Genomic DNA, 26,424 nt, shown 5'->3' on the forward strand with positions numbered 1-26,424 from the left:
ATCGGCTATGATGACAAAGTATAGGGTAAACCCTCATAACAATTATATAGATAGGAAAAGTAATGGCTTCTTATGCTTCTAAGGTGATGCGCATGGCGGCAATCGCTGCCGCTACTGCGTTGGCTCTTTCAGCGTGTAACAAAGGCACCGATGCGACGCAAGGTGCAAAAGATGGAAAAGGGCAGCAGGCAGCTGCACAAAAAGAAGCTCCGCCACCGGTGGTCGGTGTCGTTACCGTCCATCCTGAAACCGTCGCGCTGACGACCGAGCTGCCGGGTCGGTTGGAGTCGCTGCGTACCGCGGATGTCCGCGCCCAAGTCGGCGGTATCATCCAAAAACGCCTGTTCCAAGAGGGCAGCTATGTCCGCGCCGGACAGCCGCTTTACCAAATCGATAGTTCCACCTATGAAGCAAATCTGGAAAGCTCGCGCGCCCAGTTGGCAAGCGCGCAGGCAACCCTTGCCAAAGCCAATGCCGACTTGGCGCGTTACAAGCCGCTGGTTGCCGCCGATGCCATCAGTAAACAGGACTACGATGCGGCGGTAACGGCGAAACGTTCTGCCGAAGCAAGCGTCAAAGCGGCTCAGGCGGCGATTAAATCTGCCGGTATCAATCTGAACAGGGCGCGCATTACCGCGCCGATTTCAGGTTTCATCGGGCAGTCCAAAGTATCCGAAGGTACGCTGTTGAACGCGGGTGATACGACCGTTCTGGCAACCATCCGCCAAACCAATCCTATGTATGTGAACATCACTCAATCTGCGACCGAAGTAATGAAGCTGCGCCAACAGGTTGCCGAGGGCAAGCTGTCGGGCGTGGACGGTGCGATTGAAGTGGGCATCAAGTTCGACAACGGCGAAGTTTATCCTCATAAAGGCCGTTTGCTGTTCTCCGATCCGTCTGTTAACGAAACGACCGGACAAATCACGCTGCGCGCTTCAGTGCCGAACGACAAAAATATCCTGATGCCCGGTCTTTATGTGCGCGTCTTGATGGAACAAGTGGCTGCCGACAATGCCTTCGTCGTGCCGCAGCAGGCAGTAACGCGCGGTACGAAAGATACTGTAACGATTGTGAACGCCAAAGGCGAAATGGAGCCGCGCGAGGTAACAGTCACCCAGCAGCAGGGAACCAACTGGATTATCACTGCGGGTCTGAACGACGGCGACAAAGTCGTTGTGGACGGCACCAGTATCGCCGCCATGAGTGGCGCGAAAAAGGTAACGCCTAAAGAATGGACATCTCCTGAAAATGCGGCGGCATCTGCTGCCGGAGCTGCTCCGAAAGCTGCTTCCGAAGCGAAAAAAGACGTTCAGATGACCTTTGAAGCCAAACCGGCATCTGCGGCTAAATAAGGAAGGCATCCATGGCTAAGTTTTTTATGACCGCCCCATTTTTGCATGGGTGATTGCGATTTTTATCATCGCAGCGGGTATTTTCGGCATTCAAAAACTGCCGATTTCCCAATATCCGTCCGTTGCTGCACCGACCATTACTTTGCGCGCTACTTATCCGGGCGCTTCTGCTCAGGTAATGGAAGACAGCGTACTGGCCGTTATCGAACGTAATATGTACGGTGTGGAAGGTTTGGACTATATGACGACTTCTGCCAATTCCAGCGGCAGCGGCAGCGTCAGTCTGACGTTTACACCTGAGACCGATGAAGATTTGGCGCAGGTGGACGTGCAGAACAAATTGTCGGAAGTGTTGTCCACATTGCCGTCTACCGTACAGCAATATGGTGTAACCGTATCTAAAGCGCGTTCCAACTTCTTGCAAGTGGTCATGCTTTCTTCTGAAAAGCAATCCATTGAGGAAATGAACGATTACGCCCAGCGCAATATCATTCCTGAACTGCAGCGTATCGACGGGGTAGGGCAGGTACAATTGTTTGGTGCGCAACGCGCCATGCGTATTTGGGTTGACCCGAAAAAACTGCAAAACTACAACCTGTCTTTTGCAACGGTAACCAATGCGCTTGCGACACAAAACATTCAAATCTCAGCAGGCTCCATCGGTTCTTTGCCGGCGGCTGCAGGTCAGACCATTTCGGCGACCGTTACAGCGCAAGGTCAGCTGAGCACTGCTGAAGAGTTCGGCAACATCATTTTGGTATCCAATACTGACGGCTCGAACGTCTATCTGAAAGACGTTGCCAAAGTCAGCTTGGGTATGCAGGACTATTCTACTTCTACACGCTTGAACGGCGTGAACACCACCGGTATGGCAGTGATGCTGTCTAACAGCGGTAACGCTTTGGCAACGGCGACTGCAGTAAAAGAAAAAATGGCGGTTTTGCAGAAGTATTTTCCAGACGGCATGAGCTGGAAAGTTCCTTACGATACTTCCAAATTTGTGGAAATTTCGATTGAGAAAGTGATCCATTCGCTTTTGGAAGCCATTGTTTTGGTATTCTTAGTGATGTATCTCTTCCTGCAAAACATCCGCTATACGCTGATTCCGACCATTGTTGTACCGATTTCCCTGTTGGGCGGTTTTGCCTTTATCTCATACATGGGTATGTCGATTAACGTATTGACCATGTTTGCGATGGTATTGGTGATCGGTATTGTGGTCGACGATGCGATTGTGGTCGTTGAAAACGTTGAGCGTATTATGGCGAGCGAAGGTCTGTCGCCTAAGGCTGCAACCAAAAAAGCGATGGGTCAGATTTCCGGTGCGGTAATCGGTATTACTGCCGTGTTGATGTCTGTATTTGTGCCGCTGGCGATGTTTAGCGGTGCAACCGGTAACATTTACAAACAGTTTGCCCTGACCATTGCGGCATCGATCGGCTTCTCCGCATTCCTTGCTTTGACGCTGACTCCGGCATTGTGTGCCACCATGCTCAAACCGATTCAGAAGGGTCATCACGAAGAGAAAAAAGGTTTCTTCGGTTGGTTTAACAAAAAATTTGACAACTGGACACACGGCTATGAAGGCTGGGTTGCCAAAGTCTTGCGCAAGACTTTGCGCATGATGGTTGTCTATATTGGTTTGACTGTTGTGGGCGTATTCCTGTTTATGCGTCTGCCGACTTCCTTCTTGCCGTCTGAAGACCAAGGTAACTTGATGTTGAGCGTACAATTGCCTGCCGGTGCAACCAAAGAGCGTACCGATGCAACTTTGGCTCAAATCACTCAACTGGCAAAATCTATACCTGAGATTGAGAACATTATTACCGTTTCCGGCTTCAGTTTTTCAGGCTCCGGTCAAAACATGGCTTTGGGCTTTGTCATTCTGAAAGATTGGAGCGAACGTACTGCTCCGGGCAGCGATGCGACTTCTATTTCCGGTAAGTTGACCGGTATGATGATGGCTACGCTGAAAGACGGTTTCGGTTTGGCGATTGTGCCTCCAGCCATTATGGAATTGGGTACAGGTTCCGGCTTGACGATTTACCTGCAAGACCGTAACAACAGCGGCCATGCTGCATTGTTGGCCAAGCGCAATGAGCTGATTGACAAAATGCGCAAAAGCGGTTTGTTTAACCCAAGTACCGTTCGTGCGAGCGGTTTGGAAGATGCGCCGCAGTTGAAAATCGACATCAATCGCTCTGCCGCAGCTGCACAAGGTATTTCGTTCTCTGACATCCGTACTGCTTTGGCTTCTTCTTTGGGTTCGTCTTATGTCAACGACTTCCCGAATCAAGGCCGTCTGCAACGCGTGATGGTACAAGCTGATGCGAGTGCCCGTATGCAGCCTGCCGATATTCTGAACTTGACCGTGCCGAATAAATCCGGTGTTGCCGTACCGCTTTCTACCATTGCTACTGTTTCTTGGGTAAACGGTATGGAACAAAGCGTCCGCTTCAATGGTTATCCTGCAATGGAGCTTTCCGGTTCGCCTGTTAATGGCGTATCTTCCGGTCAGGCCATGGCTGCGGTACAGCAAATGGTTGATGACATGGGCGGCGGTTACAGTCTGGAATGGGGCGGCCAGTCTCGTGAAGAGGCCAAAGGCGGCTCGCAAACCGTCGTGTTGTACGCATTGGCCGCTGCCGCTGTATTCTTGGTATTGGCTGCTTTGTACGAAAGCTGGTCTATCCCGTTGGCAGTTATCCTTGTGATTCCGTTGGGCTTGATTGGCGCGGCATTGGGCGTTACGGGGCGCAATATGTTTGAAGCGCTGCTGGGCAGTATTCCGGCATACGCCAACGATATCTACTTCCAAGTCGGTTTCGTTACGGTGATGGGTTTGAGTGCGAAAAACGCGATTTTGATTATCGAGTTCGCCAAAGACCTGCAAGCGCAGGGTAAGAGCGCGATTGAAGCCGCGCTTGCCGCTGCACACTTGCGTTTCCGTCCGATTATCATGACCTCGTTTGCCTTCATTTTAGGCGTGGTTCCGCTGTATGTTGCCAGCGGTGCCAGCTCTGCCAGCCAGCGTGCTATCGGTACGACTGTGTTCTGGGGCATGTTGATCGGTACGATTTTGTCCGTGTTCCTTGTGCCGCTCTTTTATGTCATCGTGCGTAAATTCTTCAAGGAAACTCAGCGCGAACATGAAATGGCAGTAAAACACGCTGCCGAAGCGGGCATGATTTCCCTCGAAGATCAAAATACGGACAACAAGCACTAAGCAAAAAGGTCGTCTGAAAACCTGAAACACGGATTTCAGACGACCTCAAGGAATCCTTATGAACAAAAAGACATTCAAAACGGTATTGAGTACCGTCGCCGCAGCCGTCGCGCTGTCCGCCTGTACCATGATCCCGAAATACGAACAACCGCAGGTTGAAGTTGCCGAAACCTTCAAATACGACACCTTCGACGACGGTATCCGCGCCGCCGACTTGGGCTGGCAGGACTTCTTTGCCGACCCGCGCCTGCACCGCCTTATCGACATCGCGTTGGAACGCAATACCGACTTGCGCACCGCCGCATTGAACGCCGAAATCTACCGCAAACAATACATGATTGCCCGCAACGACCTGCTGCCGAGCATCAACGCCAGCGGTACCGGAACTCGGGTAGGCAGTTTGAGCGGCGGCGTTACCCGCAGCGAATACACCGTCGGTTTGGGCGCGGCAGCCTACGAGCTGGACCTTTTCGGACGTGTCCGCAGCAACAGCCAAGCCGCATTGCAAGGTTATTTCAGCGTAGCTGCGAACCGTGATGCCGCTCACCTTGCCTTGATTGCCGCCGTTGCTAAAGCCCATTTCAACGAACTGTACGCCCAAGAATCGATGGCATTGGCGCAGCGCGTGCTTAAAACCCGCGAAACCACTTACAAACTTTCCCAAATGCGCCACAAAGCAGGCGTGATTTCCGCCGTCGATTTGCGTCAACAGGAAGCCCTGATTGAATCCGCCAAAGCCGATTACGCGAACGCCGTCAAAAATCGCGAACAGGCCCGCAATGCCTTGGCGACCCTGATTAACCAACCCCTGCCGGAAGACCTGCCTGCCGCGCTGCCTTTGAGCAAACAGTTCAAAATCACCCGACTGCCTGCCGGCTTGAGTTCCGAAGTGCTGCTGAACCGTCCCGACATCCGCGCCGCAGAACACTTGCTCAAACAAGCCAATGCCAACATCGGCGCAGCGCGTGCCGCCTTCTTCCCTACCATCAGCCTGACCGGTTCGGTCGGCACCGCGTCCGGCGAGTTGAGCGGTCTTTTCAAAAGCGGTACAGGCATTTGGTCGTTCGCCCCCTCCATTACCCTGCCGATTTTCAACTGGGGTAGCAACAAAGCGAATCTTGACGTAGCCACGCTGCGTAAAGAGGCGCAAATCGTCGCGTACGAAGCCGCCGTCCAAGCCGCTTTCCAAGACGTATCCAACGCCTTGGTCGCACGCGAGCAACTCGACAAGAGCTACGCCGCGCTAAACAAACAAAGCCGCGCCTACAACGACACCCTGCGTCTCATCAATCTGCGCTACAAACACGGCGTATCCAACGCCCTTGACCTGCTTGACGCAGAACGCAGCAGCTATGGCGCAGAAACCGCTTTGCTTGCCAACCAGCTCACCCGCCTCGAAAACCTCGCCGACCTCTATAAAGCACTCGGCGGCGGTTTGAAACGCGAAACCGTTAGCCAACCTGCCGCGCAGCAGTAAGACTGTTCGAAATAAGCGGCATTAAAAACGTCGTCTGAAAACCGGATATCAGGTTTCAGACGACGTTTTATATCAGGGTTTGATTTTTGGATATTTGACTAGGGGTCGTCTGAAATTGGAGATTTCCATTTCAGACGACCTTTTCAGTCACGGATGGAAGGGTGTTATCAGGGAGGGAGCGGTATTCCGTCAGCAGCTTCTTGCGATTTCAAGTTTGATGGGGGACTGTGTCGTTCTCCATACAAAACAAACACAAAACCCGCTGTTGAGATAGCGGGTTTTGTGTTTTTCGGTTTTGAGTATCTGATATAAATGGGAACGGTATTTCTCGTATATGCGCACTCCGAAGGTAATGAGACAAAAAGAAGAGGGGATAATCTGTCGTTTAATGGCTCGGAGCGGACGGCTTCCGAGTGGTTTTGATTATACGCTAATAAAAATAATTATCAATACAAAATTGATAAGAAATCGTAAATTTAATATAATTAATTGAAAAATAATAAGATTTAATGGTTATTGCTGACAGAGTTGGAAATAAATAGAAGAGGATAAACCAGTATCGGTCTGAAGTATTGCGATAAGAAAGTGAAGCCTATCAGACAGATGGGGCATTAGGGTGGGGCTAGACCGTGCTGTTTTTAGTGGATTAACTTTAAACCAGTACGGCGTTACCTCGCCTTAGCTCAAAGAGAACGATTCTCTAAGGTGCTGAAGCACCAAGTGAATCGGTTCCGTACTATCTGTACTGTCTGCGGCTTCGTCGCCTTGTCCTGATTTAAATTTAATCCACTATAATTAAACGTTGATTGACTATACATGATTGACTTTGAATGATTCAAACTCAAAGGGTCGTCTGAAAACGGATTTCAGACGACCCTTTCGCTATGTGGCAAACACGCTTGGAGGATTTGTGCAGATAGGCCTTAAACTTTGGTTTCTTCGGCTTGCTGTGCTTCTTGAGCGGCTTGTTCCGCCTTAATCGCTTCCAAGGCGGCGAATTGTTCGGCGACACCTTGTTCGATTTTCGACAGGCTGGCGGATTTTGCTTCGTGGTAGGCTTCTTCTAAGGCGTAGCTGAAGCCGACATCGTCTGTGCCGCCGTGGCTTTTGATGACGATGCCGCGCAGGCCGAGCAGGATGGCGCCGTTGAATTTGCGCGGATCCAGTTTGCTTTTCAAGCCTTTCAGGGCGGGGAGGGCGGCGACGGCGGCCATTTTGTTGAACAGGTTGCGTTGGAATTCCTGACGGATGGCTCCGCTCATGAATTTGACCGCGCCTTCGATGGTTTTGAGCATGATGTTGCCGACAAAGCCGTCTGCGACAATCACGTCGGCTTCGCCGTACAGTACGCCGTTGCTTTCGATGTTGCCGATGAAATTCAGTTTGCTGCTTTTGAGCAGTTTGAAGGTTTGTTTGACGGTGTCCGTGCCTTTGATGTCTTCGGTGCCGACGTTAAGCAGGCCGACGCGTGGGCTGCCTTTTTGCGGGTAGAGGGCTTGGAAGAGTTCGTTGCCGATGATGGCGAACTGTACGAGCTGCTCAGGCGTGCAGTCGACGTTTGCGCCCAAATCGAGGGCGAGGGTCAGGTGTTCGCTGTCGGAGGGCAGGAATTTGGCGATGGCGGGGCGGTCGATGCCGGGAATGGTTTTGAGGACGAAGCGGGCGGTCGCCATGAGCGCGCCGGTGTTGCCGGCGGAGACGGCGGCTTGTGCGGTGCCTTCTTTGACTTGGTTGATGGCAATGCGCATGGAGGAGTCTTTTTTGTTTTTCAGGGCAAGCTGCGGGGCTTCGTCCATGCCGACGACTTCGGAGGCATGGAGTACGGTAATGCGCTCCATCGGCGCGTTGGCTGCGGAGAGGGCTTGGCGGACGGCGGATTCGTCGCCGACCATAATGAGGTGTACGTCTTGCTGCTGTTTCAAAAAGGCAAGAGCACCGGGGACGGTAACTGCGAGACCTGAGTCGCCGCCCATGGCATCTACGGCCAATGTAATCATGTTGTTCTCCGGTTTGTGCTGTGAAGCGGAAGAGGGGCGGTGTCGGCTGCCTCTGTGGGTTTGTTCGGCTTCACAGTCGGTTTCAGACGACCTTTTTGCGATACACGGTACGGGGTCGTCTGAAAAGGGGTGTATGTGTGGTCAGGGCTTCGGATTGAAGGGTTGCATTCCACATTCTAATGCGTTTTATGAAGATACGCTGAAAAGAGGCAAAGTCTCGTTTTGTCGGTGTTCTACGGATTTCGCTTTTACCGTTTCCGGAGAAGGCGGGCTTCTCCGTCGCGGGCTTATTTTTTGCCTTCGGCGGCAAGGCGGTTGTGTTCGTCGATGTCGAGTGCGTCCCAAGGGTAGTTGATCCACCAGTCTTCTACGGTAAGGCCGCTGAAGTAGGGGATGCCTTCGGGGATTTTGCCGACTTTGGCTTTGATTTTTTCGTGCAGGACGGCAACGCCGATGGTGCCAAAATCTTCTTTTTGCAACTCGGTCAGGCAGAATTCCATGGTCACGCGGCTGTCGTCGACTTCATCGACGACGAGTACGTTTTTGCCTTTCAACGCGTCAGGCACGGGGTCGAGCCATTGGACTTTTTTGACTTCTTCCGTTACCTGTCCTTCGTTGTCGCTGTCGTAATAGGCGGTGGTTACGGCGTAAATCGGGATTTCCAGAAAGCAGCGCAGCATACGGGCGGGGATGAAGCCGCCGCCGCCGATGGCGATCATGGCATCGTATTTGACGCCGGAGTTTTGGATTTTTTCCGCCAACGCTTTGATCACGCGGTGGATATCGTCGTAGGTGTACCAGATTTTCTGTTTCATGGCGATTCCCGATTCAATGGGGTGTATCAGTTTGAACTGCAAGGATTTTGTGCCGCATTTTGAAGCATGGGCAGGCATGGATTCGGGCAGTTCGGATGTAATGTAAAAAAGCCAGCATTGCATGGCAATATTCTGGCTTTTTCAGTCAGTCGAATAAGATTATTCGCCTTTGGCTTTCACTACTTTACGGCCGCGGTACATACCGTTGGGGGAAATGTGGTGCGGGCGGTGTACTTCGCCGGTTACGCTGTCAACAGACAGAGAAGGCGCGGTCAAAGCGTCGTGAGAGCGGTGCATACCGCGTTTGGAAGGGGATTTTTTGTTTTGTTGAACGGCCATTTCAAGCTCCTAGATAAATAAAACTGTGTCCTGATTAACTGCTTTTCAAACCTGCTAAAACAGCAAAAGGGTTGGGTTTGTCCTGATTGACTTGTTCCAGCGCGGCATTGTCGCAGTTTTCGTGGCGCGGGGAGAAGGGGAGCGACATTAGGATTTGGTCTTCCACCAACCCGCGTACGTCGAGTTCTTTCTCAATCGGCATGCCTTCCAACTCTTCGTCGGCAAGCATTGCTTCATCCAAGTCCTCTTCGTTGGCGAACAAAACAATACGGCTGGTTTCGTCGAGCGTAAACGGCATGGGGCGGATACATCGTTGGCAAATCAGCGGCATATCGGCTTTGACGTTCAAATCGAGAAACAAACGTTGCAGTCGGTCGCGTCCGCCGCTCAACATAAACGACACGTTGGTCTGTTTGTCGGCCGGATAATCGTGCGAACGGACTCGTTCGTCCAATTCCTCAAGCAGGAAGCTGCCTTGCAGGGTCTGCTTTTCGGAGGCGAAAACTTCTGGGTCAATCAAATTAGGGTCTGACATAAACGGGGTATGATATAATTTCGACAGTCTAACGTCAATATTTTTAAGCAAAATATGAGTGCAAAACTGCCTTTGATATTGGGTTCGGGTTCGGTGTTCCGCCGCGCGCAGCTCGAACGTTTGGGCATTGATTTTCAAACTGCCACGCCTGATTTCGACGAAACGCCTGCTGCGGGTGAAAACGCGGCGGATACTGCCTTGCGTTTGGCGGAAGGGAAGGCGCGTTCGCTGGCGGCTCGATTTCCTGCCGCGTTGGTGATCGGCGCGGACCAAGTGGCGTGGTGCAATGATCGCCAGTTGGGCAAGCCGATGAACGTCGCAAATGCACAACAAATGCTCAGGGGTTTGAGCGGCAGAAAGATTGAATTTTACAGCGCAATCGTACTTTTGAATACTGCTTCGGGACGCATTCAGCGCCATGTCGATAACACGTCGGTCGTGATGCGCGCGCTGACAGACGGGCAGATTGAGCGTTATCTGGCGCGCGAGCCGGACGCGGTTTACTGCGCGGGTGCGGCGAAGAGCGAGGGCTTGGGCGCGGCGTTGTTGGAGCGCATAGACAGCAGCGACCCGAACGCGCTTATCGGTTTGCCCATCTTCAAACTGGTCGAGTTTTTAAAAAACGAAGGCGTAGAAGTCATTTAGGTCGTCTGAAAACAGCCGTTTGACGGTTTCAGACGACCTTCCGTATAGGAAACACCATCATGTCCCCGATTCTTTACCTGATCCCCACCCCTTTGGGTGCGCCCGATACACCCTGCCTGCTGCCGCACGAACAGACGCAGATTACCGGCTTGACCGATTTCGTGGTTGAGGCCGAAAAAACCGCCCGCGCCCATTTGAAACATTTGGGCATCACGACCCCCATCCGCGAGCTGAACCTGCAAACCCTCAACGAACACACCGACCTGAAAATCCTGCCCGAGCTTCTGAAACCTTTGCAGGAAGGGCGCAGCATGGGCATCCTCAGCGAAGCGGGTTGTCCCGCGGTTGCCGATCCCGGCGCGAATTTGGTGGCATTGGCGCACCGACAAGGCTATGAAGTCCGTCCGCTGGTCGGCCCGTCCAGCCTGTTGCTCGCGCTGATGGCGTCGGGGGCGAACGGGCAGAATTTCGCGTTCAAAGGCTATCTGCCGTCCGAGAAAAGTGAGCGTATTGCCGCTTTGAAGAGCTTGGAACAGCGTTCGCGTCAGCAAAACGAAACCCAGCTTTTCATCGAAACGCCTTACCGCAACGACGCGCTGCTTGCCGATGCACTGGAAACGCTGCACCCTGAAACCCACCTCTGCACCGCAACCGACCTGACTTTGCCGACGCAGGAAATCATCAGCCAAACCGTTGCCGCTTGGCGGAAATTGAAAACGCTGCCGAATTTGAAAAAACGTCCGACGATATTTGTGTTGCACGCAGGTTAGGAAAGTAGGGGCGGGCGGTTGGACGGATTAGAGCCCGCGATACTGGAAAAGGTCGTCTGAAACCTTCCAGATAAGGTTTTCAGACGACCTTTGCTTTATAGTGGATTAAAATAAAAATGAGACAAGGTGGCAACGCTCGCCGTGTACGGGTAGTACATAAGGGCGTTGGCAACGCCGTATCATTGCAATTTTAATCCACTATATTTCGGAGCGTTTAAAACCAATGCAACAATCCGACAGCCATCAAGACTGCCGTGATACACGCTAAGAGCGCGCAGATTTGTAGGGCTGTCGAGTTGGTTTTAGGATAGCCCATCAGGTTGGGCAATGGGTTGGACGGCAATATCATGCCGTAGACGAATTGAAGCAGTCCGCCCGCGACCATAGGCAATGTAAATACCGGCAATATCAGACTGATGGCGGCAAGTACGAGGCTGATTCTGAACATCCATATCGCCGGATAATGCCCCTTTCCGGCGTCATTGCAGCGCTTTTCCAGCCAAGTGCTTTGATAGTGCAGCAGGCCGTAAAGGGCGATGGCAAAGACATGCACTGCGCCGCCGACCTGCCGGTTGATGCCGCATTGACCCAAGCACGATTGGGTAATCCACAGCAATAGTGCGGACACTGCGCTGATGCCCAGCAAAATGGGCAGGTTTACTGCCGCAAAGCGCGTACGGCTGGCGCGGCGGTTGTCGAAGGGATCGGGCCTTTCGTCATACAGGATGAAGCCGTCGGGTTCTTCGGAGTATGTGTTCATGATGTGGTGTGGTGAGTGATGATTTAATTGTAATGTGGTGCGGTTTTGCGTTTTCAGACGACGTCTTTGAATGGTTTATCAAACGTCGTCTGAAAATAAAGGTTCGGTTTTGTATTTTAATAGCGATGCAGTTTAAACAGCAGTTTTCCGTCGCTGTTTCAGACGACCCCTGCGCCTTCCCAATTCACGCGTACTGCCCTGCTGCCGAGCAGTTTTTCCAGTTCGTCGAATAACGTGGAGCTCGGCGTAACCATCCATTTCGGCGGCACTTGAAACCTGCCCGACGCTTTGCCGTTGCTGTACGACAGTTGCAGCGGGATGTGCGGCGTGTCGGGCAGGCGGTGGGCGGTGAGGATGGTAGCGAGGCGTTCGATGTCGTGACCGGGGGTGAGGGCGAGGCTGAGGCTGCGGGCGTAACGTTCGCGCGCCATTTGCAGGGTCATGACTTGGTTTGCCATGATGCGTAGCCCGTCGCCACCGCCGTAGTCGTCGCGGCTGACTTTGGATTCGATAATCAGTACTTGGTCGGATTTGAGGTAGTCGGCGCAGTTTTCCAGCGTCTGGCCGCTGACCATGATTTCAATCTGTCCGCTCAAATCTTCGAGGCTGACGAAGGCGATTTTGCCGCGCTTGCCCATCATGGTGCGCACGGCGGTAACGAATCCGGCGAGGCGCACGCTGTCTTGCGGTTTCAGACGGCCTAATTTGGTCGGGGCGATTTGGCGGACTTCTTGGGCATACGGGCCGAACGGGTGGCCGGACAGGTAAAAGCCGATGACGGTTTTTTCTTCGGCGAGTTTTTCCGATTCGCTCCACATGGGCGCGTCGATGAGCTGCACCGGTTCGATGGCATCTTCCATCATGTCGAAGAGCCCGCCCTGATTGGCGTTGGCGGCTTTTTGGTCGGCGTTGTTCATGGCGAGGTCGATGTTTGCCAAGAGCATGGCGCGGTTGGGTTCGATGCTGTCGAACGCGCCGCCGCGTATCAGGGCTTCGAGGGTGCGGCGGTTCATGTGTTCTTTGCCGACGCGCTCGCAGAAGTCCAACAGGCCGGTAAATTTGCCGCCGCTTTGCCGCGCGGCGATGATGGATTCGACGGCGGCTTCGCCCGTGCCTTTAATCGCGCCGAGTGCGTAGCGGATTTTCATGTTCGGATACGGCGTGAAGCGGTAGTCGGATTCGTTGATGTCGGGCGGCAGGAACTCGATGCCGTTGGCGCGGCAGTCGTCGTAGAAATGTTTGAGCTGGTCGGTGTTGTCCAATTCAGACGACATGGTCGCCGCCATAAATTCGGCGGGGTAATGGGCTTTGAGCCATGCGGTCTGGTAGGAAATCAGGGCGTAGGCGGCGGCGTGGGATTTGTTGAAACCGTAGCCGGCGAATTTTTCCATATAGTTGAAGATTTCGTCGGATTTTTCGCGCGAAATGCCTTGTTTTGCCGCGCCTTCGGCGAAGATTTCGCGGTGTTTCACCATCTCTTCGGGCTTTTTCTTACCCATGGCGCGGCGCAGCAAGTCCGCGCCGCCGAGCGAGTAGCCGCCGATAATCTGCGCCGCCTGCATCACTTGTTCCTGATACACCATAATCCCGTAGGTCGGCGCGAGGATGCCTTCGAGCAGCGGGTGGATGTATTGGAATTCCTGCCCCTTCATGCGCGCGACGAAGTCGGGGATGTTGTCCATCGGGCCGGGGCGGTAGAGCGATACGAAGGCGATGAGTTCTTCAAACTTGGTGGTGTGCGCCGTTTTCAGCATTTTTTTCATGCCGGTCGACTCGAACTGGAAGACGGCGGTGGTGTTCGCGTCGCGGAAGATTTTGTAGGCGGCTTGGTCGTCGAGCGGGATTTTGCCGACATCGACAATATCGCCGGTGGTGTTTTTGATGTTGTTCTGCGCCATTTCGATAATGGTCAGGTTGCGCAGGCCCAAAAAGTCGAACTTCACCAAACCCACGTCTTCCACGTCGCCCTTGTCGTACATGGATACGGGCGAAGCGGATTCGTCCGCCTGATACACGGGGCTGTAATCGGAAATCTTGCCCGGCGCAATCAACACGCCGCCCGCGTGCATACCCAGACCGCGCGTCAAATCTTCCAGCTTTTTCGCCAGCGTAATCAGTTCGTCCGCTTCTTCCGCTTCGATCAATTCCTGAATCTGCGGCTCCGCCTTCATTGCATCGTCCAAACCCAAAGGTTTGTTGGCTTCCAACGGAATCAGCTTCGACAGTTTGTCGCACAGGGTAAACGGCAGTTCCAGCACGCGCCCTACGTCGCGTATCACCGCTTTGGACGACATCGTGCCGAAGGTCACAATCTGGCTCACCGCCTGCGCACCGTATTTGTCGCGCACATATTCAATCACGCGGCCGCGGTTGCTTTGGCAAAAGTCCACGTCGAAGTCGGGCATGGAAACGCGTTCGGGGTTCAAGAAACGCTCGAACAGCAGCGCGTATTTGAGCGGATCAAGGTCGGTAATCTTCAATGAATACGCCACCAGCGAGCCTGCGCCCGAACCGCGTCCCGGCCCTACCGGACAGCCGTGCGTTTTCGCCCAGTTGATAAAGTCTTGTACGATAAGGAAATAGCCGGGGAATTTCATCTGGATGATGATGTTCAGCTCAAAATCCAGCCGCTCCTGATATTCCGGCATTTTCGCCGCCCGTTCTGCCTCGTCGGGATAAAGCTGAACCATGCGTTCCTGCAAACCCTCGTTGGACAGCTTTACCAAATAATCGTCCAGCGACAAGCCGTCGGGCGTCGGGAACAGGGGCAGGAAGTTTTTGCCCAGCGTGATATGGATATTGCAGCGTTTGGCGATTTCCACCGTGTTTTCCAAGGCTTCGGGCAAATCGGCGAAACGCTCCAGCATCGTTTCCGGCGGAATGAAAAACTGGCTCGGCGTAAAATCGCGCGGACGTTTCTTGTCCGTCAGCACCCAGCCGCCCGCGATGCACACCCGCGCCTCGTGCGCGTTGAAATCGTCGCGGCTCATAAACTGCGTCGGATGCGTCGCCACCACCGGCAAACCCAATTCCTCCGCCAGCTTCACGCTGCCCGAAACGCAAGCCTCCCATTCGGGACGTTCGGGCAGGCGTTGCAGCTCCAGATAAAACGCATCGGGGAACCACGCCGCATACTTCAACGCCGCCGCACGCGCCGCGTCTTCATTGCCGTTCAAGAGATTTACGCCCACTTCGCCGTAATGCGCGCCGCTCAAACAAATCAAGCCGCTGTTGTCGCCGTTTTCCAGCCATTCGGGATTGAGTTCCGCATGATGGACATTGCGGTCTTTGCCGACATAAGCCGCCGTCAAAAGCTCGCTCAGGCGCAGATAGCCCGCATCGTTGCGGATAATCAGCATGGCGCGGAACGGCTTGTCGGGCGCATTCGGATTGCCTATCCACACGTCCGCCGCCCCGACGGGCTTAATCCCCGCGCTGCGGCAGGCTTTATAGAATTTCACCAAACCGAATTCGTTCATCAAATCGCTGATGCCCAAAGCAGGCAAACCGTATTCCTGCGCTTTGGCAATCAGTTTTTTAATCCGCACCATACCGTCGGTAATTGAAAACTCGGTATGCAGGCGCAGCGGGATGTAGGTCGGCTCGGTCATGGCAAAATCGGCGTGAACAGTAAAAGGCGTATTGTAGCAGGGTTGGAAAAAGGTCGTCTGAAAAGGAGTGAAGCGGGCTTTCAGACGACCTCAACGGTAGAGGCAGATGGCGGAAGCAGCATGGTATCGGGTTGTTTGGCAATCGGGCGGGGCTGTGAAACGGTTTCACAAAAATGAAAAGACGACGGTATAAACTGCAAAGGCTGGCAAAGCGGCGGAATAGGAATGATGAATATTGATTTAAATCATACGTCATTGAGGGCTGGTGCGATAATATGAATATGTTATCAAACAACTTCAAACGAAAGGAAAACCATGAAAGCCGTCCGCTTGGTTCTTGCCGCATCTTTGGTTTCTACGCTTGCCGCCTGCGGCAGCTCCTCTTCCGCGCTGTCCGATGCGATAGGCAAAGGCTTTGATCCTAAGGCTAAGGGCGTGAAATACATTACCGTTTTCGAGAGCGTTCCCGAAAACGGCACGATGCAGCTGAGTGCCAACAATAAGGTGCAAACGCTTAAAAAAGGCGACAATTTGGACACCGCCTTTCTGAAGCGCGACAAGATTTCCTATTATGATTACGTCGGCAAAATCAACGTCAACGGACAGGTCATCGATTTGGAACGCGGCGATTTTATGGTTTACAAACAAGACAATTCGGCTGTCGCTGCCAAATATATCAAGCAGAAAGCCGATTCTGCCGACGGCAACAAGCTGAAAGACTTGCAGGCGTATGAATTTAAAGTCGGCGAAGTGCAAGGTAAGGAAATTGCCTTTAAAGACCTGCCGCAACTGGGCCGCTATACCTACCGTGGTATCGCATTTAACGGCGACGATAATAGCGGCCGCCTGACGTACACCATTGATTTTGAGAAAAAACAAGGTCAGGGCAAAATCAGCGGCATGGCGCCTGATTACAATGTCGATTTGGCTGCCGCTAACATTGCCGCAGCAGGTACGGGTTCGGCAATCAACGGACGCGCGACGCTCAACAATGAAGACAAAGGCAGCTACCGTTTGAACATTTTCGGCAGCAAGGCTGAAGAGATTGCCGGTAAAGCGCAAGTGAAAGTTGGCGATAAAGAGAAAGACATCGGACTTGCCGGTAAAAAAGAATAATTGAAAGAGACGTGTAATAAGGTCGTCTGAAAACGCGGTTCAATCAGGTTTCAAACCTGGGTTGCCGCTTTTCAGACGACCTTTTTTGATGGGGCGGAGGTTTGGATACGGACGGATTGTCCGGCTATGGCAGCCGATATCGGACGGGTCGTCTGAAACCGGACATCAGGCGTAGTGGCCTGCGCCCAAGATGCAGGCTTTGGCTGCACCGGTCGCATGGTTCGGGCTGCTGGGCGTCCGGTTTATCCAACACGCGGCGAGCCAGGCGAAAGCGGCGGCTTCGACCCATTGCGGGTCAAGGTTAAGCGCTGCGGTGCTGTTCAATCCGACAGCGGGGGAGAACAGGTCCGCCAAATCCTGCATCAAAACCGGATTGCGGATGCCGCCGCCGCAGACGTAGAGATTGCGCGTGTCGGGGGCGGCTGTATCAACGGCGTCGCGGATGGCTTGCGCGGTGTAGCGAACCAAGGTTCTTAAAACATCTTCGGGCTTTTCGCCGCCTTTCAGACGACCTTGAAGCCAGTTTAAGGAGAAAAGCTCCCTGCCCGTACTTTTGGGATGGGGTCGTCTGAAATAGGGATGGTCGAGCAGGCGGTTCAGCAAATCAGGCAGGATAGCGCCTTGTGCGGCGCGTTGCCCGTCGTGGTCGTATGACTGCTGCCAGTTGTGCTGCATCCACGCGTCCATCAGCATATTGCCGGGACCGGTGTCGAAGCCGAAAGCGGCTTGCTGTGGCGATAAGACGCTGATGTTGGAGATGCCGCCGATATTGAGGACGACGCGGGTTTCCTGCGGATGTTGGAACAGGGCTTGATGGAAGGCGGGAACCAGCGGCGCGCCTTGCCCGCCCGAAGCCAAATCGCGGCTGCGGAAGTCGCCGATGGTAAAAATGCCGGTCAGTTCCGCCAGCAGGGGCAAGTCGGCAAGCTGGATGCTGTAACCGTGTTCGGGGGCGTGGCGGACGGTTTGCCCGTGGCAGCCGATGGCGGTAACGGCTTCGGCGGGCAGGTTTTGTTCTGAGAGGAGGGTGTGGACGGTTTGCGCGTAAAGGCGGCTGAGGGTCTGGGACAGGATATTGCTGCGGTGCAATTCGTTGTCGCCGATATTTTGAAGGTTTAGAAGCTCTTGACGGAGGTCGTCTGAATACGGGGTAAAGGCATGAGCCAGCGCGCCCTGCCATTGATTGCCCTGCATACGGATAAGCACGGCATCTGCACCGTCCATGCTGGTGCCGGACATGATGCCGATATAAAGTTGGGTATTCATGGGTTGTGGTTCGGATTAGGCCGTAAAAAAACATTTTAACGCGGTTTTGCGATTTGTCAGGTATTTGGCGCGGCGAAGGTAAATAAATGTTTCAAGAAAGATTGCAAAAAGGTTACAATAGTCCGAAACACATCCGCAATTCTTAAGGAAGCTGATCCTATGGCTCAAACTCAGATGAGTGCCAACTTGAAGCTGATTAATGCTGTCTTTGCCGCTATGCTGGTGGGCATGGTCGGCTATTTTATTTACTGGGGCTTGGGCTATACCCATTACAACCATTCCATATTGTTCATTATCGCTACCATGTTCGGCGTTTTCATGGCGTTTAACGTGGGCGGTAACGATATCGCCAATTCCTTCGGTACCAGCGTCGGCTCCGGTACGCTGACGATTCCCCAGGCTTTGCTGATTGCGGCGGTGTTCGAGGTCAGCGGCGCGGTGATTGCGGGCGGCGAAGTGACCGATACCATACGCAAAGGCATTGTGGATTTGAACGGCATCGACCTTCAGCCCATGCAGTTTGTCTTTATCATGATGTCCGCACTGCTCGCGGCGGCATTGTGGCTTTTGTTCGCCTCACGTAAAGGCCTGCCCGTTTCCACTACCCACGCCATTATCGGCGGTATCGTCGGCAGCGCGGTCTGCATGGCGGTGATGAACAATATGAACGCGGGCGATCTGATTCAATGGGGCAAATTGGGCGAAATCGCCCTGTCTTGGGTTTTGTCCCCCATTTTGGGCGGCACGGCCTCCTATTTACTGTTTTCCAGAGTGAAGAAAAACGTTTTGGATTACAACGCTTGGGCGGAAGGTACGCTCAAGGGTATCAAGCAAGAAAAAAAGGCTTACAAAGAACAGCACCGCCTGTTTTTTGAAGCCTTGAGCGAAAGCGAAAAAGTCGAATACGCCACCAAAATGGCGCACGACGCGCAAATCTACGACGAGCCGGATTTTGATCCCGCCGATCTGAAAAGCGACTACTACCGCGGCCTGTACGATTTGGACAACCGCAAAAACAACGTCGACTCCTATAAAGCCCTTCATTCTTGGGTTCCCTTTATCGCCTCTTTCGGCGGGATGATGATTGCCGCCATGCTGATTTTCAAAGGGTTGAACAACCTTCACTTAGGCATGAGCAATGTCAACAGCTTCCTGACCATCTTCATGATCGGCGCGGCAGTGTGGATGGGTACGTTCGTATTCGCCAAAAGCCTGAAGCGCAAAGATTTGGATAAATCCACTTTTCAAATGTTTTCATGGATGCAGGTATTTACCGCCTGCGGCTTCGCCTTCAGCCACGGCGCAAACGATATTGCCAACGCCATCGGCCCGTTTGCCGCCATCATGGACGCATTGCGCACCAACAGCATTACTTCTCAAAACGCCGTTCCGCCGATTGCCATGCTGACATTCGGTATCGCCTTGATTGTCGGCTTGTGGTTTGTCGGTAAAGAAGTGATTAAAACAGTCGGCAGCAGTTTGGCGGAAATGCACCCCGCTTCGGGCTTTACCGCCGAACTTTCCGCCGCCGCCGTCGTGATGGCCGCCTCCTTTATGGGGCTGCCCGTATCCAGTACCCATATATTGGTCGGCGCGGTACTCGGCATCGGCTTGGTCAACCGCAACGCCAACTGGAAGCTGATGAAACCCATCGGCTTAGCATGGGTCATTACCCTGCCTGCCGCCGCCATCCTGTCCGTGACCTGCTACTTGATTCTGCAAGCCCTGTTCTAATATCGGATTGCTACACAAAAGGTCGTCTGAAAGCACTGTTTCCGCTTTCAGACGACCTTTTTTATGGCGAAATCAAGATAAAAGAGAGGCAAGATATAGTGGGTTAAATTTAAATCAGGACAAGGCGACGAAGCCGCAGACAGTACAGATAGTACGGAACCGATTCACTTGGTGCTTCAGCACCTTAGAGAATCGTTCTCTTTGAGCTAAGGCGAGGCAACGCCGTACTGGTTTAAAATTAATCCACTATAAGATGTTGGGTCGGATGGATTTGGAACGTAGGATGTTGCCGTCTCAGGGCCAAGAAGGATGATTTGAACGCAATTGCCGGATATTTTGTCGAAGCTTGTCGGTTCAAACCCTTTTGAAATGTTCCCAAACCGGTTTGCAGTTTTCCGGCAGTTCGGGACACGCGCCGAGGATGCCGCCGCTGAAGTCGTTTAAGCGGTGGAAGTCGCTGCCTGCGCTGGCGAGCATACCGAAGCGGTCTGCCAGCAGCGCGTAGTTGAGGCGGTCGTTTTTGCAGCAGTTGCCGCTGTGGACTTCGATGCCCACGCCGCCGAGGTTTTTAAATTCTTCAAACAGATTGCGCTTGGCGATGGCGGATAAATCGTAGCGCATGGGGTGGGCGATGACTGCCATGCCGCCCGCGCCGTTGAGGGCGGATACGCAGTCTTCCAGCGTCGCCCATTCGTGGCGGACGGCGCAGGATTTGCCGTCGCCCAAGTATTTGGTGAACGCCTGCTGCTTGTTTTTGACGTGTCCCGCTCGGATGAGGAACTCGGCGATGTGGGTGCGGCTGACCATTTCTTTGTTTGCCGCCAGCGCGAGCGCGCCGTCGTATGCGCCGCCGATGCCTTTCTTTTCGAGCTTGGCGGCGATGGCTTCAAGGCGTTTCAGACGACCTTGCCGTACTTGTGCCAACAGGTTTTGCAGGTTTTCGTCCTGTTCGTTGAAATCCAAACCGACAACGTGTATGGTGCGTCCGCGCCAAGTTACGGAGATTTCCACGCCGTTGACGAAACGCAGCCCGAGTGCGTCGGCTTCGGCACGCGCTTCGGCGATGCCGCCGGTGTGGTCGTGGTCGGTCAGCGCCAGCAGCGTGCAGCCGTTTTGATGCGCGAGGCGTACGACTTCGGCGGGGGAGAGCATACCGTCGGAAACGGTGGAATGGCAGTGCAGGTCTATCATGGGGCGTTATGTGTGTGGTGAATGAAGGGCGGAGTGTTTCAATAGGGGTAGACAGGACGGTAATGTGGAAAATGGTGGGACACAAAGGTCGTCTGAAAATCAGTAGCTCGGATTATTGAATCCGATATTTCAAATTGTGCATATTAAAACTTTGTCGGATACAAGTATCCAACCTACGGCTTTTGAAAAGTAAAAGGTCGTCTGAAAACGCGGTTGCCATCCAGCCGAACCGTTTTCAGACGACCTTTCCGTTCTCTTCGTCGTCCGACCAACCCGCTTCTTTCAATTTCCGCTGTTGTGCGTCGTAGCGGGCTTTATCCGACCAATAAATTGTCTGGATGCAGGCATCGCCGCAATCGCTGCCGCAGCATTCCCACGACTCGGGGCGGACGGGTTCGTCTAGAAGCGGCTCGCCCAAGAGGGCTTCGGCTTTATTCTTCAGGGTCGTATCCATCGGCGATTTCCAAGCGCGCGCCGTCAAACTCGATGACTTCGCCGCCACGTATTTTGGCGGTTTTGCGGGTTTCGGTTTCGCCGTTGCGCAACACCAGTCCTTCGGCGATAAACGCTTTCGCCTGCCCGCCGCTTTCGGCAAGTCCGGCGAGCTTCAAGAGGTCGCATAAGGCGATGTATTCGTTGTCTTCGAGATAGACGGTGGCTTCCATGAGTTTTCCTGTAATGGGTTCGGATGCGTGAAATTGTAGCATAGGTCGTCTGAAAGCCGTTTCAGACGACCGCGGCTTCTGTATCAGCGTTGCAATTCGCGTTGTAAGGCCCTGCAAGCGGCATCGTTTTCGCCCATGCAGGAACGTTGCAGTGCCTCCAGCCGCTCTTGGCGTTTGGCTGCGCGGTCTTCAGCCGTTTGATTGCGCATTTCCTCTTCGGTTTCTTTGGCGTTGCGGCAGGCGTTGTCATAGCCGCCTTTGCAGGCTTTGCGGTAAAGTTCGAGGGCTTTGGGGTAGTTCCATGCCCAAGCCGCTGTATGGGTTTATAGTGGATTAACTTTAAACCAGTACGGCGTTGCCTCGCCTTGTCGTACTATCATGTACTGTCTGCGGCTTCGTCGCCTTGTCCTGATTTAAATTTAATCCACTATAAATAGAGGTTTGCCAATACGTTGCAGCCCTTCATGTTTTTGCCGTCGCAGGCTTTTTTCAGCGGCGGGTAGGCATCGGGGGGCTTTCCAGATAGTCGCGGGTCCAAATGCCGAGTGTGACGCAACTGTCGAGCTGGTTGCGCGTGCATTGTGTAATCAGTTTTTGATAGGCTTCGTCGTCGTAGTCTTCGGCGTATGCCGCCGGCAGCAGTCCGAGCAGAAGGGCGAACAGTAGGGAGGTTTGGGCGGGTTTCATGGTTTCTCAAGAACCTTTGTACGGATAAGGGTTTGTCGGCGGTTGCGCAATCTGAATGCGGATATCTTTGAAGGCGATATCAACGTTAACCTATTCGGTTTTCCAAACGAGATTTGACTGCTGCCTAATCTGTTGCATCTTTGCAAAAGGTCGTCTGAAAACGTTCAGACGACCTTTGGGTTTTATTTGCAGGTTTTCATATTCAGGCTGCCGTAGCGCCCGACGATGTTGCGGATTTCCTGTGCGTCTTTTTCATCGACCGACATGAAGATGACGGTCATGCGGGAAACGCTGAGGGTGCTGTCGGCGGCGTTGCCTTTGTCGTCTTGTTCGACGATGCGCGCGCCGCCGAAACCTGCTGCGGACAGGCGCGAGATGAGGACTTGGGCGGAGGAGCGGCTTTTCATGACGCCGAGGCTGATTTCGCCGTTGTGGAGCGTGCCGTTGAAGCCTTTGTTGCCGAGGGCTTCGAGGCGGTTCATGGCTTCGCTGTCGGCAGGCAGCACGACGCGGAAGGTTTTGGCGGCGTGGTCTTTCGATGCACCGCGTTTTTCTACGGTGCGGCTGGCGGCGTGCGGCCAGCGGGTCAGCAGGCCTTTGATACGGTGGTAGTCGTCTTCGTCCAGGGTAACGCTGGCGTTAGACGTACATTGGCGGGCGGCGGATGCGTTTTTGGCGGCGGGATTTTCGTTGGCGGCAGCAGCCGGATTGGTGTTTTCGGCGGCGGCTTTTTCTTTTTCGCGGCGGGCTTTTTCTTCACGTTCTTTTTTTTCTTTTTCGCGGCGCGCCTGTTCCTCTTCTTCTTTTTTCTTGCGTTCGGCTATGGCTTCTTCGGATTCGGGCTCGGGCAGGTCGGCTTGTGTTTCGTCGGTTTGCAGCCAGTCGGGTTGCGCGTTGTCGGCAGGCGCGGGGGCTTGCTGAGGGCGCAGGGATTCGGGTTGGGCGAGTTCGTGGGCGCCGCCTTCTACGGGCGCGGCGTTGGGGGATTTGGCGTTGTTGAGGCGGTGCGTAATCATGCCGCCGAAGACGATGATGTTGAGTGCCACGAGGGCGGCGAAAAGCCATTTCATGAGTTGTTTTCCTTTTTTGTGTTCGGTTGCCGTTGCGGTGTGCGGGCGGTTTTGTGTTGTTATTGGTTGTGGCGGATCGGCGTCAAAGCCAACCGGCTGAAGTTTGCTGCGTCTGAAGGTCGTCTGAAAAGCGGTGTTGCGTTTCAGACGACCTTTTTGAATCTGTGCTACGGCATTGCTGCTTATTCGGGCAATTTATCAGGCTGTTCCTGCTCTTGCGCGACCCAGTTCAATAAGCCGTAAATGACGAGATTATCTACAATTTTTACTGTATTGTCCAAAACAAACTGCTTGGGCAGGGCGTTGACGACTTTGCTTGCGCCGCCGCCGGTGATGATGACGTCGACGGGTTTGCCTTCGCCCGTTTTTTGTTGCAGCCGCCCGTGCATCATGATGACGGCTCCGCAAACGGCATCCATCATGCCGCTGGTGATGGCGTTGGGCGTGGTGGTGGGGAAGGGGTACACTTTGCCGGCGGGGCGGTCGAGGTTGGCGGTTTTGGCGGCGAGGGCTTCTTTCATGAGGTGGAAGCCGGGCATGATGGTGCCGCCGAGGTAATGGTTGTCTTCGGTGAGCGCGTCGGTGGTTACGGCAGTGCCGCAGCTGACGACGACACAGGCGTTTTGGCTGAAACGGCGGCTGCCCAAGGCGTTGAACCAGCGGTCGGAACCGTGTTCGGCGGGGTTGCGGTAGTGGTTGCGGATGCCGAGCGCCTGCGGCATGGAGGGCAGCCAGCGGACGGGCGCGGTCAGGTGGGCTTCGACCAGGGCTTTTTTGAGGTCGCCGCACACGGCGCAACCGACGATACGGGTGCGGTCGTCTGAACGCGCTGCCCATTCTTCGCCGAGCCTGCTCAAATCGCGGTACGGCGCGCGGGTGACTTCGTTGAACACGCCGTTTTCCACCCATGCCCATTTGAGCTGGCTGTTGCCGCCGTCGAGCAGGAGGAGGCGTTCGGGTGGGCGCGGCGCGGCGGCGCGGGGCGTGTCGTCGGGGCGCAGGCTGATTTCGCCGCTGACGACGGTTTGTTCGCCTGCCGATGTCATCAGGTGCAACGCGCCTTGTGCATCGACGCTGAGGACGGTGCCTTCGTTTACGGTCTGCCCGTCGCGCAGGAGCAGGACGGGTTTGTCGTGGTCACGGTGGGCGGTTTGGTATTCTTCAAGGAAGGGGGCGAACCCGTTTTGCGCGTATTGCGTCAGCACGACATTGAGTTCGCCCAACAATTTGTCCAACAGCGTTGAAGCGGGAATGCAGTGTACGGAGGCGGTGCCGCGGGCAAGCTGCGCGTTGTGGAAGAGGGCTTGGACGGAAGCGGCGTTTTCGACTTCTTTGGGCAGGACGAAATTGATGCCTATGCCGATGACGGCAGCGGTTTTGCCCCCGTTGCGGACGGTTTCGATCAGGATGCCGCCGAGTTTGTCCCTGCCGGCGACCAAATCGTTCGGCCACTTGATTTGTATGTCCAAACCCGATGCGGCTAAAGCGCGGCGGCAGGCGAGCGCGACGGCGGGGGCGAGCGAGCCGAGTTCGTGCTGCGGTTTGTCGAATACCCAGCCGAAGCTGAACATCAGGCATTCGCCCAGCCGGTGTGTCCACTTGCGTCCCTGCCGCCCGCGGCCTTTGGTTTGCAGATGCGCGACGCAGAGCGATTTATGGGCTTGTTCGGGCGAAGTGCGCGCCAGATTCAGGATTTCGTCGTTGCTGGATGTGCATTCGTGTTTTAAGGTCGTCTGAAAACCGCGTTCCGCGCCCAAACGTAGCAACGCTTCTTCGTCAAACAAAGCAAGCGGGCGCACGAGCCGCCACTGCCCGTCGTGCTGGCGCAGCAGTCCGCGGATGTGTGCGGGCATCTGTTGCCAAAAGCCGTTGAGCTGGTGCGGCTTCACGCCCGCGATACGCGCGAGATGGGAAACGTGTTGCGGCAGACCGTCGGCAAGTTCCGCCAAAACCCGACTGTGCGGCAGTTTCAGCGCGGTCATTTGCCGCCCTCGGCTGCGCGGATTTTTTCCAGCGTTTTCGTGGTGGAAGTCTGGTGCAGGAACGGAATGGAAAACACTTTGCCGCCGCGCGCCAGCGTTTCTTGCGCGCCGACGATTTTTTCGACCGGCCAGTCGCCGCCTTTAATCAGGATGTCGGGTTTGATTTGCTCGATCAACTCGGCGGGCGTGTCTTCGTCAAACCAAGTGACCAAATCCACGCTTGCCAATGCCGCTGCCACCGCCACGCGGTTTTCCAGCGGGTTGACGGGACGGTCGTCTCCCTTGCCTAAACGGCGCACGGACGCATCCGTGTTCAAAGCCAGCACCAACGCCGCCCCCGCCGAACGCGCCTGCGCCAGATAGGTAACATGCCCCCTGTGCAGAATATCGAAACAGCCGTTGGTAAACACCAGCGGGCGGGGAAGCGTGTGCAGACGTTGCGCCAATTCTTCGGGCGGGCAGATTTTGCGTTCGAAATCGGGGAGGGACCAGTCAGACATAATCGGGATTCCGTTGGGGATAAACAGACAGGCGGTATGATACCGAAGCGGGCGGAAAAGGTAAATTTGAGGGGAGGAGAAGGGGTCGTCTGAAAAGGCAGGCTTTGACAAAATTGCCACTTTGGCGTTGTTCCTATGTACGCCGGTTTGTTCGGCATTACGTCATATAGTCAATTAAAAACAAAATAGTACAATACTCAACTTTGAAGGTTTAACCATGGCATACTCTGCGGACTTAAGGAACAAAGCTTTAAACTATTACGAACAATGCAAAAACATCAGCCAAACCGCAGCAACGTTTAACCTGTCAAGAAACACGCTTTACCTGTGGATTCGCCTTAAAAAGCAAACAGGCAGCCTAAAACATCAAGTCACCGGTCTAAATGCCGTCAAATTGGATAGGCAAAAACTGGCTCAATATGTTGGGCAACACCCGGATGCCTATCTGCATGAAATCGCCAAACATTTTGATTGTACGGCAGCCGCCGTTTGCTATGCACTCAAACAGATGGGGATGACGCGCAAAAAAAGACCACCACTTACAAAGAACAAGACCCAGCCAAAGTAACGCATTATTTGACACAGCTGGCCGAATTTTCCGACTACCAACGTGTTTATTTGGATGAAACAGGATTTGATCGCGTACCTGTTCCGTCCCTATCGCCCGCAGCCTGAAAGGCAAA

Annotated in this window: 21 protein-coding genes and 3 pseudogenes; 8 read left to right on the forward strand and 16 right to left on the reverse strand. The window is 54.1% G+C overall.

The window, feature by feature from the left end:
* Positions 1 to 62 precede the first annotated feature (62 nt).
* The 3 genes and pseudogenes from HMPREF1028_RS01345 to HMPREF1028_RS01355 all read left to right on the forward strand — a co-directional run bounded on the left by HMPREF1028_RS01345 (position 63) and on the right by HMPREF1028_RS01355 (position 6,058).
* Positions 63 to 1,355 carry an efflux RND transporter periplasmic adaptor subunit gene (locus tag HMPREF1028_RS01345; protein WP_009311020.1) on the forward strand — a complete coding sequence of 431 codons (1,293 nt, stop codon included), beginning with the start codon at positions 63 to 65 and terminating at the stop codon, positions 1,353 to 1,355.
* Between the two features lie 28 nt (positions 1,356 to 1,383).
* A pseudogene (locus HMPREF1028_RS01350) lies at positions 1,384 to 4,581 on the forward strand (efflux RND transporter permease subunit); the annotation flags it as partial.
* Between the two features lie 58 nt (positions 4,582 to 4,639).
* The gene (locus HMPREF1028_RS01355; RefSeq protein WP_009311022.1) at positions 4,640 to 6,058 is read left to right on the forward strand and encodes an efflux transporter outer membrane subunit; all 1,419 of its coding nucleotides are present in this window, start codon (positions 4,640 to 4,642) and stop codon (positions 6,056 to 6,058) included.
* Positions 6,059 to 6,789: 731 nt separating this feature from the next.
* On the opposite strand, the pseudogene HMPREF1028_RS15270 reads toward HMPREF1028_RS01355, so the two are convergent.
* The 5 genes and pseudogenes from HMPREF1028_RS15270 to HMPREF1028_RS01375 form a co-directional block, all read right to left on the reverse strand.
* Positions 6,790 to 6,852, reverse strand: a pseudogene (locus tag HMPREF1028_RS15270) (transposase); the annotation flags it as partial.
* Positions 6,853 to 6,981: 129 nt separating this feature from the next.
* Entirely contained in the window at positions 6,982 to 8,055 is a 1,074-nt protein-coding gene (gene plsX, locus HMPREF1028_RS01360; protein WP_009311023.1) for a phosphate acyltransferase PlsX, read from the reverse strand.
* Positions 8,056 to 8,342: 287 nt separating this feature from the next.
* Positions 8,343 to 8,870 carry a phosphoribosyltransferase gene (locus tag HMPREF1028_RS01365; RefSeq protein ID WP_029609809.1) on the reverse strand — a complete coding sequence of 176 codons (528 nt, stop codon included), beginning with the start codon at positions 8,868 to 8,870 and terminating at the stop codon, positions 8,343 to 8,345.
* Between the two features lie 159 nt (positions 8,871 to 9,029).
* Complete coding sequence (rpmF, locus tag HMPREF1028_RS01370) at positions 9,030 to 9,209, reverse strand: 50S ribosomal protein L32 (RefSeq protein ID WP_003744026.1); 180 nt, start codon at positions 9,207 to 9,209, stop codon at positions 9,030 to 9,032.
* Positions 9,210 to 9,243: 34 nt separating this feature from the next.
* Positions 9,244 to 9,744 carry a YceD family protein gene (locus HMPREF1028_RS01375; RefSeq protein ID WP_009311025.1) on the reverse strand — a complete coding sequence of 167 codons (501 nt, stop codon included), beginning with the start codon at positions 9,742 to 9,744 and terminating at the stop codon, positions 9,244 to 9,246.
* A gap of 54 nt (positions 9,745 to 9,798) precedes the next feature.
* Between HMPREF1028_RS01375 and HMPREF1028_RS01380 the strand changes: the two genes are divergently transcribed.
* Together HMPREF1028_RS01380 and HMPREF1028_RS01385 are read left to right on the forward strand one after the other, a co-directional pair.
* Positions 9,799 to 10,389, forward strand: a complete 591-nt coding sequence (locus HMPREF1028_RS01380) for a nucleoside triphosphate pyrophosphatase (RefSeq protein ID WP_009311026.1) — start codon at positions 9,799 to 9,801, stop codon at positions 10,387 to 10,389.
* Positions 10,390 to 10,448: 59 nt separating this feature from the next.
* Complete coding sequence (locus HMPREF1028_RS01385) at positions 10,449 to 11,159, forward strand: SAM-dependent methyltransferase (RefSeq protein ID WP_009311027.1); 711 nt, start codon at positions 10,449 to 10,451, stop codon at positions 11,157 to 11,159.
* Between the two features lie 214 nt (positions 11,160 to 11,373).
* Here HMPREF1028_RS01385 and HMPREF1028_RS01390 read toward each other — a convergent pair whose 3' ends face one another.
* Complete coding sequence (locus HMPREF1028_RS01390; RefSeq protein WP_009311028.1) at positions 11,374 to 11,919, reverse strand: hypothetical protein; 546 nt, start codon at positions 11,917 to 11,919, stop codon at positions 11,374 to 11,376.
* Between the two features lie 158 nt (positions 11,920 to 12,077).
* The gene (gene dnaE / locus HMPREF1028_RS01395; RefSeq protein ID WP_009311029.1) at positions 12,078 to 15,530 is read right to left on the reverse strand and encodes a DNA polymerase III subunit alpha; all 3,453 of its coding nucleotides are present in this window, start codon (positions 15,528 to 15,530) and stop codon (positions 12,078 to 12,080) included.
* Positions 15,531 to 15,845: 315 nt separating this feature from the next.
* Here dnaE and HMPREF1028_RS01400 point away from each other — a divergent pair, with 315 nt between their 5' ends.
* Complete coding sequence (locus HMPREF1028_RS01400) at positions 15,846 to 16,646, forward strand: factor H-binding protein (RefSeq protein ID WP_009311030.1); 801 nt, start codon at positions 15,846 to 15,848, stop codon at positions 16,644 to 16,646.
* A gap of 165 nt (positions 16,647 to 16,811) precedes the next feature.
* Here the strand turns inward: HMPREF1028_RS01400 and HMPREF1028_RS01405 are convergent, their stop codons facing one another.
* Positions 16,812 to 17,912, reverse strand: a complete 1,101-nt coding sequence (locus tag HMPREF1028_RS01405; protein WP_009311031.1) for an anhydro-N-acetylmuramic acid kinase — start codon at positions 17,910 to 17,912, stop codon at positions 16,812 to 16,814.
* A 159-nt stretch (positions 17,913 to 18,071) separates the two neighbouring features.
* Between HMPREF1028_RS01405 and HMPREF1028_RS01410 the strand changes: the two genes are divergently transcribed.
* Complete coding sequence (locus tag HMPREF1028_RS01410) at positions 18,072 to 19,646, forward strand: inorganic phosphate transporter (RefSeq protein ID WP_009311032.1); 1,575 nt, start codon at positions 18,072 to 18,074, stop codon at positions 19,644 to 19,646.
* A gap of 354 nt (positions 19,647 to 20,000) precedes the next feature.
* On the opposite strand, the gene HMPREF1028_RS01415 is transcribed toward HMPREF1028_RS01410, so the two are convergent.
* From HMPREF1028_RS01415 to rfaE2, 8 genes are all read right to left on the reverse strand, one after another.
* The gene (locus HMPREF1028_RS01415) at positions 20,001 to 20,837 is read right to left on the reverse strand and encodes a PHP domain-containing protein (protein ID WP_009311033.1); all 837 of its coding nucleotides are present in this window, start codon (positions 20,835 to 20,837) and stop codon (positions 20,001 to 20,003) included.
* 235 nt (positions 20,838 to 21,072) lie between these two features.
* Positions 21,073 to 21,291, reverse strand: a complete 219-nt coding sequence (locus HMPREF1028_RS01420; RefSeq protein ID WP_009311034.1) for a hypothetical protein — start codon at positions 21,289 to 21,291, stop codon at positions 21,073 to 21,075.
* Positions 21,269 to 21,544: an RNA-binding S4 domain-containing protein gene (locus HMPREF1028_RS01425; protein WP_094112968.1), complete on the reverse strand. Its 276-nt coding sequence runs from the start codon at positions 21,542 to 21,544 to the stop codon at positions 21,269 to 21,271. Before HMPREF1028_RS01425 ends, HMPREF1028_RS01420 begins: the two co-directional genes overlap by 23 nt.
* A gap of 41 nt (positions 21,545 to 21,585) precedes the next feature.
* On the reverse strand, positions 21,586 to 21,711 hold the full coding sequence (locus tag HMPREF1028_RS15675; RefSeq protein ID WP_283118703.1) for a hypothetical protein: 126 nt from the start codon (positions 21,709 to 21,711) through the stop codon (positions 21,586 to 21,588).
* A 280-nt stretch (positions 21,712 to 21,991) separates the two neighbouring features.
* Positions 21,992 to 22,189 (reverse strand): hypothetical protein, encoded by a 198-nt coding sequence (locus HMPREF1028_RS01435; RefSeq protein WP_009311035.1) that lies wholly within the window; start codon positions 22,187 to 22,189, stop codon positions 21,992 to 21,994.
* A 182-nt stretch (positions 22,190 to 22,371) separates the two neighbouring features.
* Complete coding sequence (locus HMPREF1028_RS01440; protein ID WP_009311036.1) at positions 22,372 to 23,259, reverse strand: hypothetical protein; 888 nt, start codon at positions 23,257 to 23,259, stop codon at positions 22,372 to 22,374.
* Between the two features lie 182 nt (positions 23,260 to 23,441).
* The gene (locus HMPREF1028_RS01445) at positions 23,442 to 25,241 is read right to left on the reverse strand and encodes a bifunctional biotin--[acetyl-CoA-carboxylase] ligase/type III pantothenate kinase (RefSeq protein ID WP_009311037.1); all 1,800 of its coding nucleotides are present in this window, start codon (positions 25,239 to 25,241) and stop codon (positions 23,442 to 23,444) included.
* Positions 25,238 to 25,744, reverse strand: a complete 507-nt coding sequence (gene rfaE2, locus HMPREF1028_RS01450; protein WP_148132473.1) for a D-glycero-beta-D-manno-heptose 1-phosphate adenylyltransferase — start codon at positions 25,742 to 25,744, stop codon at positions 25,238 to 25,240. The genes HMPREF1028_RS01445 and rfaE2 overlap by 4 nt, the downstream gene beginning before the upstream one ends.
* A 214-nt stretch (positions 25,745 to 25,958) precedes the next feature.
* On the opposite strand from rfaE2, the pseudogene HMPREF1028_RS01455 reads away from it, so the two are divergent.
* Positions 25,959 to 26,424 (forward strand): annotated as a pseudogene (locus HMPREF1028_RS01455) (IS630 family transposase); the annotation flags it as partial.

The sequence above is a fragment of the Neisseria sp. GT4A_CT1 genome, assembly GCF_000227275.1.
In the GTDB taxonomy this organism is placed as follows: domain Bacteria; phylum Pseudomonadota; class Gammaproteobacteria; order Burkholderiales; family Neisseriaceae; genus Neisseria.